The organism is Streptomyces sp. NPDC051286 (genome assembly GCF_044455345.1).
Taxonomy (GTDB): Bacteria; Actinomycetota; Actinomycetes; order Streptomycetales; family Streptomycetaceae; genus Streptomyces.
In genome coordinates this window covers 66,480-81,115 of the sequence record NZ_JBITER010000012.1, presented here as the reverse complement: position 1 = coordinate 81,115, position 14,636 = coordinate 66,480, and the positions used below count along the sequence as shown (strand labels likewise).

The 14,636-nt window shown below is 70.4% G+C and carries 11 protein-coding genes, 2 tRNA genes and 1 pseudogene; 8 read left to right on the top strand and 6 right to left on the bottom strand.

Translation table 11 applies throughout. The annotated features are described in order from the left end of the window. Position 1 precedes the first annotated feature (1 nt). The 5 genes from ACIBB8_RS15020 (at position 2) to ACIBB8_RS15000 (ending at position 5,605) form a co-directional block, all read left to right on the top strand. Entirely contained in the window at positions 2–1,174 is a 1,173-nt protein-coding gene (locus ACIBB8_RS15020; protein ID WP_398952098.1) for an acyl-CoA dehydrogenase family protein, read from the top strand. Continuing rightward, entirely contained in the window at positions 1,171–1,566 is a 396-nt protein-coding gene (locus tag ACIBB8_RS15015) for a MaoC family dehydratase (protein WP_358856569.1), read from the top strand. Before ACIBB8_RS15020 ends, ACIBB8_RS15015 begins: the two co-directional genes overlap by 4 nt. Continuing rightward, a complete protein-coding gene (locus tag ACIBB8_RS15010; protein WP_398952095.1) occupies positions 1,563–2,729 on the top strand; it encodes a lipid-transfer protein in 1,167 nt (388 codons plus the stop codon). The genes ACIBB8_RS15015 and ACIBB8_RS15010 overlap by 4 nt, the downstream gene beginning before the upstream one ends. Before the next feature lie 168 nt (positions 2,730–2,897). After that, positions 2,898–3,542, top strand: coding sequence for a SigE family RNA polymerase sigma factor (locus ACIBB8_RS15005; RefSeq protein WP_398952093.1), 645 nt, complete (start codon positions 2,898–2,900; stop codon positions 3,540–3,542). A 413-nt stretch (positions 3,543–3,955) separates the two neighbouring features. Then, positions 3,956–5,605, top strand: coding sequence for a long-chain fatty acid--CoA ligase (locus ACIBB8_RS15000; protein ID WP_398952091.1), 1,650 nt, complete (start codon positions 3,956–3,958; stop codon positions 5,603–5,605). 71 nt (positions 5,606–5,676) lie between these two features. On the opposite strand, the gene ACIBB8_RS14995 is transcribed toward ACIBB8_RS15000, so the two are convergent. After that, the gene (locus tag ACIBB8_RS14995) at positions 5,677–9,687 is read right to left on the bottom strand and encodes a PAS domain-containing protein (RefSeq protein ID WP_398952089.1); all 4,011 of its coding nucleotides are present in this window, start codon (positions 9,685–9,687) and stop codon (positions 5,677–5,679) included. A gap of 206 nt (positions 9,688–9,893) precedes the next feature. Continuing rightward, positions 9,894–10,373 carry an SSI family serine proteinase inhibitor gene (locus tag ACIBB8_RS14990; RefSeq protein WP_398952257.1) on the bottom strand — a complete coding sequence of 160 codons (480 nt, stop codon included), beginning with the start codon at positions 10,371–10,373 and terminating at the stop codon, positions 9,894–9,896. 196 nt (positions 10,374–10,569) lie between these two features. Here ACIBB8_RS14990 and ACIBB8_RS14985 point away from each other — a divergent pair. Both ACIBB8_RS14985 and ACIBB8_RS14980 read left to right on the top strand, forming a co-directional pair. Further along, positions 10,570–10,660, top strand: a tRNA-Ser gene (locus ACIBB8_RS14985). A 205-nt stretch (positions 10,661–10,865) separates the two neighbouring features. After that, positions 10,866–10,938 (top strand) — tRNA-Arg (locus ACIBB8_RS14980). A gap of 227 nt (positions 10,939–11,165) precedes the next feature. On the opposite strand, the gene ACIBB8_RS14975 is transcribed toward ACIBB8_RS14980, so the two are convergent. The 3 genes from ACIBB8_RS14975 to ACIBB8_RS14965 all read right to left on the bottom strand — a co-directional run bounded on the left by ACIBB8_RS14975 (position 11,166) and on the right by ACIBB8_RS14965 (position 12,691). Next, positions 11,166–11,612, bottom strand: a complete 447-nt coding sequence (locus ACIBB8_RS14975) for a DUF6174 domain-containing protein (protein ID WP_398952087.1) — start codon at positions 11,610–11,612, stop codon at positions 11,166–11,168. Between the two features lie 90 nt (positions 11,613–11,702). Next, a complete protein-coding gene (locus ACIBB8_RS14970) occupies positions 11,703–12,128 on the bottom strand; it encodes a site-specific integrase (RefSeq protein ID WP_398952085.1) in 426 nt (141 codons plus the stop codon). After that, on the bottom strand, positions 12,125–12,691 hold the full coding sequence (locus ACIBB8_RS14965; RefSeq protein ID WP_398952083.1) for a hypothetical protein: 567 nt from the start codon (positions 12,689–12,691) through the stop codon (positions 12,125–12,127). Before ACIBB8_RS14965 ends, ACIBB8_RS14970 begins: the two co-directional genes overlap by 4 nt. Before the next feature lie 82 nt (positions 12,692–12,773). On the opposite strand from ACIBB8_RS14965, the pseudogene ACIBB8_RS14960 reads away from it, so the two are divergent. Further along, a pseudogene (locus ACIBB8_RS14960) lies at positions 12,774–13,337 on the top strand (SAM-dependent methyltransferase); the annotation flags it as partial. 76 nt (positions 13,338–13,413) lie between these two features. Here the strand turns inward: ACIBB8_RS14960 and ACIBB8_RS14955 are convergent. After that, positions 13,414–14,598, bottom strand: coding sequence for an FG-GAP-like repeat-containing protein (locus tag ACIBB8_RS14955; protein WP_398952081.1), 1,185 nt, complete (start codon positions 14,596–14,598; stop codon positions 13,414–13,416). Between the last annotated feature and the right edge of the window lie 38 nt (positions 14,599–14,636).

Sequence of the window (14,636 nt, the reverse complement as noted above, 5' to 3'; positions counted from 1 at the left end):
CATGGACTTCACGCCCACGGAGGAGCAGGGCGCGGCACAGGGGCTCGCCGCGCAGATCTTCGGTGACCTGGCCACGCACGAGCGACTGGCCGCCGCAGGGTCGGGGACGGATGCCGAGCTGTGGAAGGAGCTGTGCGCAGCCGGGCTCACCGCCGCCGTCGAGGAGATCGGGCTGCTGGGCCTGGTGCTGCTGTTGGAGGAACAGGGCAGGACGACAGCGCAGGTGCCGTTCGCCGCGAGCTGTGTGTACGGGCTGCTCGCCGTCGCCGACCACGGTACGGACGAACAGCGGGAGCGACTGCTGCCACCCCTGCGGGACGGCACGGCCGTGGCCACCGGAGCGTTTCCGGCACACTCCGGTCTGCGGACCGACGGGGAAGGGCGGCTGAGCGGCGTCGTGCCCTATGTGCCCTGGCTGCGGGACGCCACCCTGGTGCTCGTGGCGGATGCGGACCGGGTGCTGTGGGTCGTGCGGACTGCCGATCCGGGCGTGGTGGTCGTGCCGGTGGAGACGACGGCGCCGTGGTCGGCGGCGCGGCTCGTCCTGGACCGGGCTCCCGGCGAACGGCTCGGCGGGCCGGAGCCGAGCCCCGAGCCGAGCCCGGAACCAGAAGCAGAGGCAGAGGCAGAAGCAGAAGCAGAAGCAGAAGCAGAAGCAGAAGCAGAAGGGCGAATGGGTCGGGAGCCGGAAGCGGAGACAGGACAGACAGCGGCAGCCGGGATGTACGGGGCAGTGCTGGCCACGAGCCGGACGGCATTCGCGGGATTGCAGGCTGGGGTGTGCGCCGGGTCGCTGACCCGAGCGGTCGCCCACACCACCACCCGGGAGCAGTTCGGGCGCCCGCTCTCCACCAACCAGGGGGTGCTGCTGCGCGCAGCCGACGCCCATATGGACACCGAGGCGATACGGGTCACGGCGTACGAGGCGGCATGGCGCCACGACCAGGGTCTGGCCTATGGCGCCCAGGCGCTCACCGCGGCCTGGTGGGCCTCGGAGGCCGGCAAGAGAGTCGTACACGCCGGACAGCATCTGCACGGCGGTACGGGCGCCGACCTCGACCACCCCGTCCACCGTCACTTCCTCTGGGGCCGTCAGCTCGACTCCTATCTGGGATGCGGCAGTGAAGTGCTCGAGGAACTGGGTGAGTTTCTGGTGAAGGAGGGATCGCAATGAAAGTCGGCGAGGAGCTGGCACCCCTGGAGATCGCGGTGACCCGCACCCTCATCGTCGCGGGCGCCGTCGCCTCCCGCGACTATCAGGACGTGCACCATGACGCGGAGCTCGCGCAGCAGAAGGGTTCCCCGGACATCTTCATGAACATCCTGACGACCAACGGCCTGGTGGGGCGGTACGTCACCGACCACTTCGGGCCGTCTGCGGTACTCCGTAAGGTCGCCATCAGGCTGGGGGCACCCAACTACCCCGGGGACACCATGGTGTTGAGCGGCACCATCACGGCCCTCGATGACGCTGGGACGGCCGAGGTGACGGTCGTCGGCGCCAACGGGCTCGGCAGGCATGTCACCGGCACGGTGACCGTCAGCGTTCCGGAGGGATCGGCATGAGCGTGCGCAGGGCCGATTCGCTCGGCGGCCGGGCAGCGATCGTCGGGATCGGAGCGACCGAGTTCTCCAAGGATTCCGGGCGCAGTGAACTCAAGCTGGCCGTCGAGGCGGTGCGAACCGCCCTCGACGACGCCGGGCTGACCCCCGCCGATGTCGACGGTCTGGTCACCTTCACCATGGACACCAGCCCCGAGATCACGGTGGCCCAGGCGGCCGGTATCGGAGAGCTGTCGTTCTTCTCCCGCATCCACTACGGCGGCGGGGCGGCCTGCGCGACCGTGCAGCAGGCGGCGCTCGCCGTGGCGAGCGGGGTGGCCGATGTCGTGGTCTGCTACCGCGCCTTCAACGAACGCTCGGGGCGGCGTTTCGGATCCGGGGTGCAGCACCGGGAACCCACCGCCGAGGGGACGGCGCTCGGCTGGAACCTCCCCTTCGGGCTCCTCACCCCCGCCTCCTGGGTGGCCATGGCCGCCCAGCGTTATCTGCACACCTACAACCTGACCCCGGAAGCCTTCGGCCATGTCGCGGTCACCGACCGGCGCCATGCGGCGCGCAACCCGGCGGCGTACTTCTACGAGAAGCCGATCACCCTCGCCGACCACGCCGCGTCGCGCTGGATCGTCGAACCTCTGCGGCTGCTCGACTGCTGCCAGGAGACCGACGGCGGACAGGCGATCGTCGTGACCAGCGCCGAGCGGGCCAGGGACCTTCCGCGTCCACCTGCGGTGATCGTCGCCGCCGCACAGGGCGCAGGGCGGGCGCAGGAGCAGATGACCAGTTTCTATCGTGACGGGCTGACCGGGCTGCCGGAGATGGACGTCGTCGCCAGGCAGCTCTGGCGTACTTCCGGACTCACCCCGTCCGACATTGATGTGGGCATTCTCTACGACCACTTCACCCCGTTCGTGCTGATGCAGCTGGAGGAGTTCGGCTTCTGCGGGCCGGGCGAGGCCGCCGACTTCGTGGCGGACGACGCGCTGCCCCTGAACACGCATGGAGGTCAGCTGGGGGAGGCATATCTGCACGGGATGAACGGCATCGCGGAGGCGGTCCGGCAGGTCCGGGGCACGTCGGTGAACCAGATATCCGGGGCGGCCCGAACCCTGGTCACAGCGGGCACAGGGGTGCCTACCTCCGGACTGATTCTGGGCACCGACGATTGACCGTGGCGCAGGAGAGAGCCCGTTGTCTCAGGGGGAGACCCTGAGTCCTGATGGCGAGCTCTACTCCTCCAGGAGGTGGGGTCGGCCCTACCCCTACAACCTGAGGCGGACGCGGCTTCGGGACCTGGGGCCGATCCCCCGGGTAGCACCCGCTCCTAGCGTGGACCTATGACCACGCCAGTCTGCACGGGCGCCTCCAGGGGAGCCACTGCCGCCACCGGACACGCGCCGCTCACCTTGCCGGCGTCGCACACGCAGCATGCGTCGCATGGTTCACCGGGATCGCACGGTTCGTATGCAGGGCGGGCGCCCTACGTTCCCTACCCGTCGTTCTCGTCGTTCGTGCGGGCGCGGGGGCCCGTGCTGCTGCGTACCGCGCGCTCGCTGACCGCGAACCCGAGCGATGCCGAGGATCTGCTGCAGACCGCGCTCACCAAGACGTACGTCGCGTGGGAACGGATCGAGGATCACCGGGCGCTCGACGGCTATGTCCGCCGCGCCCTGGTGAACACCCGCACCTCGCAGTGGCGCAAGCGGAAGGTGGACGAATTCGCCTGCGACGAGTTGCCCGAGCAAGAGACGGCTCCTGCGCCCGATCCGGCCGAGCAGCAGTCGTTGCACGATGCGATGTGGCGAGCCGTGCTGAGGCTCCCGGACCGGCAGCGGGCGATGGTCGTCCTGCGCTATTACGAGGATCTCAGCGAGGCGCAGACGGCCGAGGTGCTCGGGGTGTCCATCGGTACGGTCAAGAGTGCGGTGTCACGGGCGCTCGGCAAGCTGCGCGAAGACCCGGAGCTGACCCCCGTCCGCTGACTCCGCGAGCCAGTCCGTCCGCGATCCGGCTCACACCCGCGAGACCGCCGGCCTGTGAGCCCCCCCGGTGAGTTCCTCTGAGCCCGCACACGCCGGTGAGCCCGCGTGACCCGCACACGCCGGTGAGCCCGCGTGAGCCCCCGATCCCGCCAGTCCGTGAGTTCGTGAGTTCGTGCCCCCGCTCGTCGGCGACCAGACCCGTCGAAGTTGACGAGTGCATGGAAGACATCCGGGTCACCGGCGGATCCCGGTCCTCAATCCCGGGGATTCCGTGCCCAGGGCGCTCCGCCGATGCGGGCAGGGAGAAGCCGACGCACACCGATTCGTATGCCCGGGACTAGTGACATACCACTTGGTATGTGCGCAGAATCAGCGGAACCTTACTGCCGCGTAGCGCCCACCGGGAGGACGCCGTGCTGAGCACCATGCAGGACGTACCGCTGACTGTCACCCGCATCCTGACGCATGGGATGACGATCCACGGGAAGTCGCAGGTCACGACCTGGACCGGCGAGCCCGAGCCACAGCGGCGAAGCTTCGCCGAGGTGGGGCGCCGTGCCACACAGCTCGCCCACGCCCTGCGCGACGAGCTCGGTGTCGTCGGCGACATGAGGGTCGCGACCCTCATGTGGAACAACGCCGAGCATGTCGAGGCGTACCTGGCGATCCCCTCCATGGGAGCCGTGCTCCACACGCTCAACCTGCGGCTCCCCGCCGAGCAGCTGATCTGGATCGTCAAGCACGCCGACGACAAGGTCGTCCTCGTCAACGGCTCGCTGCTGCCGCTCCTCGCGCCGCTCCTCCCGCAGCTGACGTCGATCGAGCACGTCGTCGTCGCCGGGCCCGGCGACCGTTCCGTGCTCGACGGCGCCGCGCCGCGGGTGCACGACTACGAGGAGCTGATCGTCGGCCGCCCGACCAGCTACGACTGGCCGGAGCTGGACGAACGTCAGGCCGCTGCCATGTGTTACACCTCCGGCACCACCGGCGACCCCAAGGGCGTCGTCTACTCCCACCGCTCCGTCTACCTGCACTCCATGCAGGTCAACATGTCGGAGTCGATGGGGCTGACCGACAAGGACACCACGCTGGTGGTCGTCCCCCAGTTCCACGTCAACGCGTGGGGGCTGCCGCACGCGACGTTCATGTCCGGCGTCAACATGCTGATGCCGGACCGGTTCCTGCAGCCCGCCCCGCTCGCGGACATGATTGAGCGCGAGAAGCCGAGCCACGCCGCCGCCGTTCCCACCATCTGGCAGGGTCTGCTCGCCGAGGTCGCCGCCAACCCGCGCGATCTGACCTCGATGGCCCGCGTCACCATCGGCGGCGCCGCCTGTCCGCCCTCCCTCATGGAGGCGTACGACAAGTTGGGCGTCCGTCTCTGCCACGCCTGGGGCATGACCGAAACGTCGCCGCTCGGCACGATGGCCAACCCGCCCGCCGGGCTGACGGCGGAGCAGGAGTGGCCGTACCGCATCACCCAGGGACGATTCCCGGCCGGAGTCGAGGCGCGACTGGTCGGCCCCGGCGGCGATCATCTGCCCTGGGACGGGGAGTCGGCCGGTGAGCTGGAGGTCCGCGGTCCCTGGATCGCCGCTGCGTACTACGGCGGCGCGGACGGCGAGGCGCTGCGCCCCGAGGACAAGTTCAGCGAGGACGGCTGGCTGAGGACCGGTGATGTCGGCGTCATCAGCGAGGACGGTTTCCTCACCCTCACCGACCGCGCCAAGGACGTCATCAAGTCCGGCGGCGAGTGGATTTCCAGCGTCGAGCTGGAAAATGCCCTGATGGCGCACCCGGATGTGGCCGAGGCCGCCGTCATTGCGGTCCCGGATGAGAAGTGGGGCGAGCGTCCGCTGGCGACCGTCGTGCTCAAGGACGGCGCAGTCGCGGAATACGAGGCGCTGAAGGCGTTCCTCGCCGAGTCCGGCATAGCCACGTGGCAGCTGCCGGAGCGCTGGTCGATGATTCCGGCGGTGCCGAAGACCAGTGTCGGGAAGTTCGACAAGAAGGTGATCCGCAAGCAGTACGCGGCGGGCGAGCTGGACATCACGCGGCTCTGAGCGGTGCGCTGACGGCGAGGGCGGTGCGGGAAGTCCCGTACCGCCCTCGTCCGTCGGCGACGACAACCGCCTCAGTTCGTGCCGATCTTCGCCAGCAGGTCGACGATGCGGGACTGGACCTCTTCGCTCGTCGAGCGTTCCGCCAGGAAGAGCACGGTCTCGCCGGAGCTGAGCCTCGGCAGCTCCGCCCGGTTGATGTCGGCCGAGGTGTAGACGACCAGCGGGGTCCGGTTGAGTTGGCCGTTCGCGCGCAGCCAGTCGACGATCCCGGCTCGGCGGCGGCGCACCTGCAGCAGATCCATCACCACCAGATTCGGCCGCATCCGGGTGGCGAGGGAGACTGCCTCGCTGTCGGTCGAGGCGCACGCGACCTGCATGCCGCGGCGTTCCAGCGTCGCCGTCAGCGCCACCGCGATTTCCTCGTGCTCCTCGATCAGCAGCACCCGCGGCGGGTGCTGCTCGCTGTCGCGAGGGGCGAGCGCCTTGAGGAGCACCGCGGGGTCGGCACCGTACGCCGCTTCCCGCGACGCCTGTCCCAGACCGGCCGTCACCAGCACCGGAACCTCGGCCGCCACGGCCGCCTGGCGCAGCGACTGAAGCGCCGTACGCGTGATCGGCCCGGTCAGCGGGTCCACGAAGAGCGCGGCGGGGAACGCCGCGATCTGGGCGTCCACCTCCTCGCGGGAGTGCACGATCACCGGTCGGTAGCCGCGGTCGCTCAGCGCCTGCTGGGTGGAGACGTCGGGCGCGGGCCAGACGAGCAGTCGGCGCGGGTTGTCCAGCGGTTCCGGGGGGAGCTCGTCGTCGACCGGCTGCGGCGACGGGCGGTTGGCGACCTCGACCGCGCCGCCCGGGCCGTCCAGCGGCTCCGGACCCTCGGCTCCGGCGTCGGGCGCCCCTATGGCGTACGCACGCCCCTCGGCGGCCGGGGTGGAGAGGAGCTGCCCGGAGGCATTGGTGGTGGGCGCGGTGCCGGGCTGGGGGGCGGCGGTCGATGCGGTGGCCGACTGCGGCAGGGCGGGGTCCGCGGCGGGCTCGTCCTCGGGCGGGGCGGCGAGCTTACGCCGACGCCCGGCACCGCCGAGCGTCTGGTTCTGCTGGTGCGTGAGTTGCTGGGCGAACGGCACGCCCTGTCCGAGGGTCCGCACGCTGAACGCGCGCCCTTGCGTCGAGTCGGCGGAGGCGGGTGCGGCAGCAGACACCGGCGCCGGCGCGGGCATCGGCGCCTCGGCGGGCAGCGGCTGTCGCCGGGGGTCCGGCGCGCGCTCGGCCACGGCAGCGGGCTCGGGTGCGATGGCGCCCGGACGGCTATCCGCCGGGCCGGCAGGGGCAGTGGTGGCCGTGGTGCCGGTGGTATGCCCCGTTCCGGGCCGGGTCAGGTCGTCACCGGGGGCGTTCAGGGCGGCCAGGCCCTGTCCCGAGGTGCCGTTCTCCGGCCGGTCGGAGGGCTGCTGGGGCTGCTGCGCGGGTTCCGGCTGTTCAGGCTGCTGCTCGGGCGCGTCCGGGGCGTGACGGGCTCGGCGGCGGCCGGTCGGTGCGGGGTGTTCCCGCGGCGGCGTGTGGTGGTTGCTCTGGGGCGTTCCCGCGGCGTCATGGCGTCCGGGCAGTGAGGCATCCGCCTCACCGGCCGTGGGCGGGATCCGGTCGGCATCGGCGGGTGGGAGGGCGAATGCGGTACGCGGCCCCACCGGTTCGGCCGCGGCGGCTCGGTCCTGCGCGGCCGCCAGCGCCCGGCGGGCCCGTCGCCCGGTCGGCTGATGCTGGGCCTGCTCGGTCTGCTGGCCCTGTGGTGTCGGCGGTCGGCCGGTCCGGGACGCGGTCCGGTCCTGCGCCGGGGCAGATGCGAGGGCCGGGAGGGCCAGCTGGTTCTCGTTGCCCTGGCGCGCCCGGCCGCCGCCTGCGGGCACCCGCACGGGCGCGTCGGCGGGCACGCCCTGCGGCGGCACGGTCTGCCCAAGCTGCGGACGGTTGCCCACGCCCTGAGCGCCCTCGGCCGCCGTCACCACCGACCCCTCGGACGTCGCCGCGGCCGCGGGCAGCGCCAACGCCTGCCCAGGCAGCTCCACCAGCTGACCGGTGCCCGCCTCGGCCGGGCTGGGCCGTCCCCGCCTGCGACCGGATCCCTCGCCCTGCTGCGCCGGGATGAGGTCGTGGGGCGACTGCTGGGGCTGCTGCCCGCCGTACTCGTCCTGCGCCGCCGCTTCACGACGCGCCCTGCGCCGCCCCGTCGGCTCCGCCGCAGCGGTGTCACCGGACTCGGCCCCCGCAGCGGCCGTCCCACCGCCCACCGGGCTCTCCAGGAAGGCGTCCGTCGACGCGCGTCGCGCCCTGCGCCGTCCTCCGCCCGACGTCCCCTGCTGCTGCCCGATCTCCTCGGGCACAGCCGGAACGGGAGGCGTCGGCGGCGCCATTACGGTCCCCGCCCCCGCGCCCAGCGGCACTTCGAGGACGTACGCGCTGCCGCTCATCCCCGGCATCTCGTGCGTCTGCAGCACGCCGCCGTGCGCCCGTACGATCCCGCGCACGATCGGCTCGTGCACCGGGTCGCCCCCGGCGAACGGTCCGCGCACCTCGATCCGTACGACCTCACCGCGCTGAGCCGCCGCCACGACCACTGTCGAGTCGACGTAGCCGCCGCCCGGCGCCACCCGCGCCCTGCCGGTCGAGTCGACCCCGGCGACGTCCGCGACCAGGTGGGCGAGCGCCGTCACCAGCCGCCCCGCGTCCACCTCGGCCTCGATCGGCGGCGCGTGCACCGCGAACTGCGCGCGCCCCGGGCCGATCAGTTCCACAGCGCCGTCGATACCGGCCGTCACGACCGAGTCGAGCAGCACCTTCTCCTTGACCAGCGCTTCCGCTCCGCTGTCGAGACGCTGGTAGCCGAGCACGTTGTCGACGAGCGTCGTCATCCGGGCGTAGCCGGCGGCCAGGTGGTGCAGGATCTGGTTGGCCTCGGGCCACAGCTGGCCTGCCGGGTCGGCGGCGAGTGTCGAGAGCTCGCCGCGCAGCTCCTCGAGCGGCCCGCGCAGCGACTCGCCGAGGACGGCGGTCAGCTGTGCGTGCCGAGCGGTCAGTTGTGCGAGCCGCTCGGTCAGCTCCTCCGACTCGGCCGCGGACCGCTCGGTCCGGTCGGCCAGCTCGGCGGCATGCCGTTCGGTCAGCCGGGTGACCTCGGCGGTGTGCTGCTCGGTCAGCCGGGTGACCTCGGCGGTGTGGCTCTCGGTCAGCTCGGTCAACCGCGTCGTGTGCTGGTTGGTGAGTTCCTCGTACGGCCGACGGTCGGTGAACGTCATCACCGCACCGACCAGCTGGTCCCCGTCCCGGACGGGCGCGGTCGTCAGGTCGACCGGCACCTGCGCCCCGCTCTTGGACCACAGCACCTGCCCGCGCACCCGGTGCTTGCGACCGGACTTGAGCGTGTCGGCGAGCGGCGACTCCTCGTACGGGAACGGCTCGCCCTCCGCACGCGAGTGCAGGATCAGCGGATGCAGCTTCTGGCCGCCCAGGTCGCTGGCGCGGAAGCCGAGGATCTGCGCGGCGGCGGGGTTGACCAGGACGACCCGGCCGTCGGTGTCCGTGCCGACGACCCCCTCGGCCGCGGCCCGCAGGATCATCTCGGTCTGCCGCTGCGAACGGGCCAGCTCGGCCTCGGTGTCGACGGTGCCCGACAGGTCCCGTACGACGAGCATCAGCAGCTCGTCGCCGGTGTAGCTGCCGTTGTAGCCGGCCTGGAAGTCGTTGTACGCGGCCTGCCCGTCCTCCAGGCTGGCGCTGGTGACCTCGACCGGGTACTCATTGCCGTCGGTCCGCCGCGCGATCATCCTCGTCGGCTTCGTCCGGCCCCGCTCGTCCGCCGCCTCGGGCCTGCGCATCGACCCCGGGATCAGCTTGGAGTCGAACTCCGGAAGCAGATCGAGGAGTCCGCGACCGACGAGTGCGGTGCCCGGCGTCTCGAACATTTCGAGGGCGATGGTGTTGGCGTTGACGACCGTGCCGTTGCAATTGACGAGCAGCAGCCCGTCAGGGAGAGCGTCGAGTATGGCTGCGAGGCGAGCAGCGCCTCGGGATGGCCTGCTGCTCACGACGACGCTTCCTCCCTGGTTACCGCACCTTGCCGGACAGCGGGCCCCATCTTGCCCCTCGGGCCGCAGGCTGTCACTGGAGGAGTCTAAAGGCAGGGGAGGGGCATCCGGTGGCGGATACGCGCGGAGCTCTCACCAAGGTTCTGTGCATACCGCGTACGACCCCTGCCCCCGACATGTCCCGTGACGGCCCCGGCTACCCCGGGTCACCGGACATTCGGCAGCACGGGCCGCAGGTTGTTCCAGCGTGCGATCTCGCATCCGTTGCTCCGGTCGAAGGCGGCGTCGACACGCTGCCCGTGCCAGGTTCCGGTGACCCGGGCCGTGGCCGATCCGCCGAACTGCTGGGTGCACAGGGTGCCGGCGGGCACCGGACGGAAGGGGTTTCTGCCGTCCCTCGTGGGCTCCCCCAGCTCCGCGAGCCGGTCGCACGCCTGCTGCGCCACCGGGTGGCTGCCACCGGCGGGTAGGCACTTCAGTTCGTACACGCCGTCGGCGGCGCGGTCTCCGGAATCCGAGACCGTGACCGTCAGCTGGGTCTTTTGCGCGCCGTCGTCGCCCTGGAGCGCCGGTACCGGCAGCGGGAGGGGCAGCGGAAGGTGGCCGGTGGCCGCGGTCGCGGCCGGTGCGGCGGCGGACAGCACGGCGAAGGATGTGACAGCGGTGAGGGCGAGACGGCGCAGCATGCGGGCTCCTGTGGACGTGTGGAAGACAGCGAGGCGGTACCCCGTCATCACTAACGCTCCGCATGCCCCGGCGTTGCGCAACCCGAAGGCTTTGCCCTGGCGGCCGTAGGCCTAGTACCGTAGGCGGCGATTGGTGAGGCAGTGCTCAGCTGTGTCATCATCTGCACGCACCACTCGCGTTCGCGCGGGGTGTGCTGGAGGCGTCGCCTAGTCCGGTCTATGGCGCCGCACTGCTAATGCGGTTTGGGTCTTAAAGCCCATCGAGGGTTCAAATCCCTCCGCCTCCGCTTGATCACTGAAGCCCCGTGCCACTGGCCGGGGCTTCAGTCGTATCCGGAGGGGGCGCGCGTCCGTGACGGCGCGTGCAGAGGTGGCCCAACATGACGTTTTCGCAGGTCAGGGGCGGTTTGGGTAATGGATTTCGCGTGACGGCGCAGGTCATGTAATGTTGTTCCCGCAACGCCGACCAGGCAGAAAAGCCCGGAACGCCAAGCACTCGTAGCTTAACGGATAGAGCATCTGACTACGGATCAGAAGGTTGCAGGTTCGAATCCTGCCGAGTGCACACAGCTCAGAAGCCCCTCGGGATCATCCCGAGGGGCTTCTGACATCAACGGGTGACATCAACATCGTTTGCGGAAGTCGTGCTCGATGCGCCATCGGAGCTTGGCGAGCCGGACCAGCGTGGTCAGCGGGGTGTCTGCGGGAAGGTCGGACAGAAACCGAATCAATCCCGATGCCGTCGTCCGGCCGAAGGGCGGGCACGCGGTAGACGGCAGCTTGCCGCGCCAGTCAGGGGAGTTCGCGGTATTCGGTGATGAGGTAGTCGGCCTCGTCATCGATGGCATTCTCCAGCCAGTCGATGTGAATCTCAGCGGGGTGTCCATCTGCGGCAAATACCGTCTCCGCGACTTCAGCCTGGCCTGCACGGGCCTTCTGGACATCAGTGAGGAGACCGCCAAGCGTCGGGACATCCTGCGGATTCTCCTCGACCGTGCGCCGGGCCGGCTCGTCGAGGCCGATCGCTTTGACGACCTTCCCGTTTCCCACGGTGATCCGGTACTCCCCAAGGCCGCCCCGCTCTCCGGACTCGGAGAGAAGCCGGAAGGAATACCGATTCGGTTCGGACCATCGGGCTGCCTTTGCTTGGACGCCGCCTCCGGCGGTGGCCGGTGTGGACCCTGCGCCGCAGCCGACCACGGCGAGGGCAAGCGCAGAGGATGCGACGAGCAGGTACATGCTCGATTTCGTCACGGTTAGGCCTTTCAGAGCTAAATTGCCCCTTCGACGGCATCGCGATTGATTCGGTTCCCCTAGCCAGTCTCCTCGTTAGCGTCCTCGAGTCCCAGTGCGTCGTCCATGCGCTCGGCAGCCGCGCGCAGGGGTTGTCTGCATCACGTGGGCGTAAGTGTCCAGCGTCATGGTGATCGTGCTGTGACCGAGGGTTTCCATGATCGTGCGGGCGTCTACACCCTGGGCGAGCAGCAATGAGGCGCATGTGTGCCGCAGGTCGTGTACCCGGACGCGCCGCACCTTGGCGTTCCGGCACAGGATCGTCAGCATGCGGTTTAGGCTGCGCGGGTCGGTGGCGCGGCCGGTGGCAGTGGTGAAGACCAGCCCCTTGGGTTGGCCCGCCGGCGGCTGCCACTTTTCCCCGGTGACCTTCTGTTCCTGCGCTTGCATCGCCTGGTGGGTGCGGAGTGCGTCTACGCAGCGCTTCGGCAGAGAGACGGTTCGGATGGACCGTGCGGTCATAGGTGTTCCGAACAGCAGCTCCCGTTTGATTCGCTGGAGGATGCGACGTCTTCAAGCAGCCGCCGGACTGTCCGCCAGCGCGGTGCCTGGTCATCCGGGACATCCGGGGAAGCGAAGTGAAACGGCACGCCAAGATAGCCGGCCAGCGCCCGGCCTGCCTTGGCGGCAGCAACGCCGGGCGGAGAACCGCCAGGGTGGTGGTAGACGGTCGCCAGGTGGCTCTCCCCGTCTGGGGAGTCCAGGACCGCGACCAGGTCCACGAACCAGTCATGCACGGTGTCGCCGTCCCAAATCGCCTCTACCGCCGCCACACGGCCCCGGAGGGCTGCGGCGCGAGCTGTGAGTGAAGGGAGGTCGAGCAAGTCGGGCAGCGTGCGCTGCACGCGATCGTCGAGGGCCTCGTATCGCGCGTGGACCACTCGCTCGGCCTCGTGGAGGCCCACCCCCAGCGGACGCAGTGCTTCCCAGACGGACCTGACCGCCGACAGCCGACGATCCCGCAGCACGTCGGCGTCGACCTCCCGACAGGTCCGTTCCTCCAGGTAGGCCCACCAGCCACTCACTGGACCACCAGCCGGGATTTCAGGGCGTGCCTCATAAGCCCGAACGTACGTCAGGGCGCGGAGCCCGACCCAGCCGCCCCTTGAGCGGATCTGGAGCGGGAATCCCAACACGATGCTGGTCCGTGAGGTGGAAGGCCCCGGGCGCGCCCTGGACCTCGGATACGGTGAGGGGGCCGACGCGGTGTGGCTCGCCCGCTGGGGGCTGGCAGGTCACCGCCACCGACATCTCGCGCGTCGCCCTGGGCCGGGCCGCCGAGCATGCGGCGGAGGCGGGGGTCGCCGACCGGATCGACTGGCAGTTCCACGACCTCGGGGTCTCGTTCCCCGAGGGGGAGTACGACCTGGTCTCCGCCCAGTTCCTGCACTCGATGGGCGACCTGCCGCGCGAGCAGATGCTGCGCCGGGCCGCGGCGGCGGTCGCCCCCGGCGGGGTGCTCCTGATCGTCGGCCACGCCGGCTTCCCGGCCTGGGAGCACGACCACGCGGACGTGGAGCTTCCCACCACGGACGAGGTGCTCGCCTCCCTCGAACTCCCCTAGGGGGAATGGGAGGTGCTGCTCAGCGCGGAGCACGAGCGCACCCGGAAAACCCGGAGCGGAACCCCACCATCCGTACCGAAAACGCGCTCAAGGTGCGCCGCCGCTGACGGCGGATGTGGTCCGGCGAGAGCGAGGGCCTTCGCCCGGAAGCGGAGGCCCTCGCGGCAGGTCGGAAGCGGTAGGTCAGAAGGGGCTGCTGTCCAGGCCCCACCAGCCGGCGTTCTCCCACTCCCCGGGTCGCAGACCGCCCGTACCCAGCCCCCGGTACTGGACCAGCCAGAAGCCGCTCGTCGCGAGCAGGTCGGGGTGGCCGTCGGCCGACCAGTCGCCGACGGCGACGAGAGAACTCATGCCGTTCCAGCCGCCGGAGCCGATCAGCACGCGGGAGCCGACGGAACCGGACCTTCCGGGGTAGAGCCAGAGCTTGCCGGTGGACGCCTCGCGCGCGATCAGGTCGGCGCGGCCGTCACCGTTCATGTCGCCGGCGCCTACCAGAGCGTTCATGCCGTTCCAGCCGCCCGAGCCGATCAGCTTGCGGGTGCCGAGACCGCCGGTGCCGGTGCCGGGGTACAGCCAGAGCTTGCCAGTGGACTTTTCCACGGCGACCAGATCGGAGCGGCCGTCCCCGGAGAGGTCACCGAAGGCGGTGACCTTGGACATGCTGTTCCAGCCGCCGCTGCCGATCAGCTTGCGGGTGCCGAGACCGCCGGTGCCGGTGCCGGGGTAGAGCCAGAGTTTGCCGGTGGACGCCTCGCGGGCGATCACGTCCTCGCGGCCGTCCCGGCTGAAGTCACCGTGCCGGGTGACGGCGTTCATCGCGTTCCAGCCACCGGTGCCGACCAAGCGGCCAGTGGAGTCCCCAGGCAGAAACCACAGGCGCCCGATCGGGTCGCGGAGCAGGAGGTCCGATGTCCGGTCGGCGTTCATGTCGCCGAAGCCGGACGGCTTGGGCGCGGGATCCGTGTACCACTCGGGGTAGGGCTGCCCCTCGCACTCCCGCATGGTGCGGGCGAACTTCACCGAGCTGTAGCTCGGGTCCATGCTGGTGGGGTAGGTCTCCCGGGGATCGTGGATCCTGTAGCCCTTGGTCAGACCGTAGTTCGGGTCGTCGAAGAGGCAGGCGATCAGGGACGAGCGGTTGATGACCAGGCGGATCTTGTTGTCCCAGGTGCCCAGCGTCGCCTTGTTCGTTTTCGTCTTGAACATCGAGCCTGTGCCGTTGTCGTACTTCCAGGCACAGAGGTATCCCGACGGGCAGTCGCTGACCGCGGCTTGTGCGGGCGCAGCGCCCGCACCGGCCAGGCCGAGCGAGAAGAGCCCCAGTGTCGCGGCCACGGAAGCCACACGCCGAAGCAGTGATGTGCGCATTCTTCCCCCTCCCTGTCGCGGCGCTCCCGGCATAGGGG

What these genes read in the sequence shown, in the direction of transcription:
- ACIBB8_RS15020 (WP_398952098.1), top strand. Translation starts at nt 2, where the DNA reads ATGGACTTCACGCCCACGGAGGAGCAGGGCGCGGCACAGGGGCTCGCC.
- ACIBB8_RS15015 (WP_358856569.1), top strand. Translation starts at nt 1,171, where the DNA reads ATGAAAGTCGGCGAGGAGCTGGCACCCCTGGAGATCGCGGTGACCCGC.
- ACIBB8_RS15010 (WP_398952095.1), top strand. Translation starts at nt 1,563, where the DNA reads ATGAGCGTGCGCAGGGCCGATTCGCTCGGCGGCCGGGCAGCGATCGTC.
- ACIBB8_RS15005 (WP_398952093.1), top strand. Translation starts at nt 2,898, where the DNA reads ATGACCACGCCAGTCTGCACGGGCGCCTCCAGGGGAGCCACTGCCGCC.
- ACIBB8_RS14990 (WP_398952257.1), bottom strand. Translation starts at nt 10,373, where the DNA reads ATGCTGCGCCGTCTCGCCCTCACCGCTGTCACATCCTTCGCCGTGCTG.
- ACIBB8_RS14975 (WP_398952087.1), bottom strand. Translation starts at nt 11,612, where the DNA reads ATGTACCTGCTCGTCGCATCCTCTGCGCTTGCCCTCGCCGTGGTCGGC.
- ACIBB8_RS14970 (WP_398952085.1), bottom strand. Translation starts at nt 12,128, where the DNA reads ATGACCGCACGGTCCATCCGAACCGTCTCTCTGCCGAAGCGCTGCGTA.
- ACIBB8_RS14955 (WP_398952081.1), bottom strand. Translation starts at nt 14,598, where the DNA reads ATGCGCACATCACTGCTTCGGCGTGTGGCTTCCGTGGCCGCGACACTG.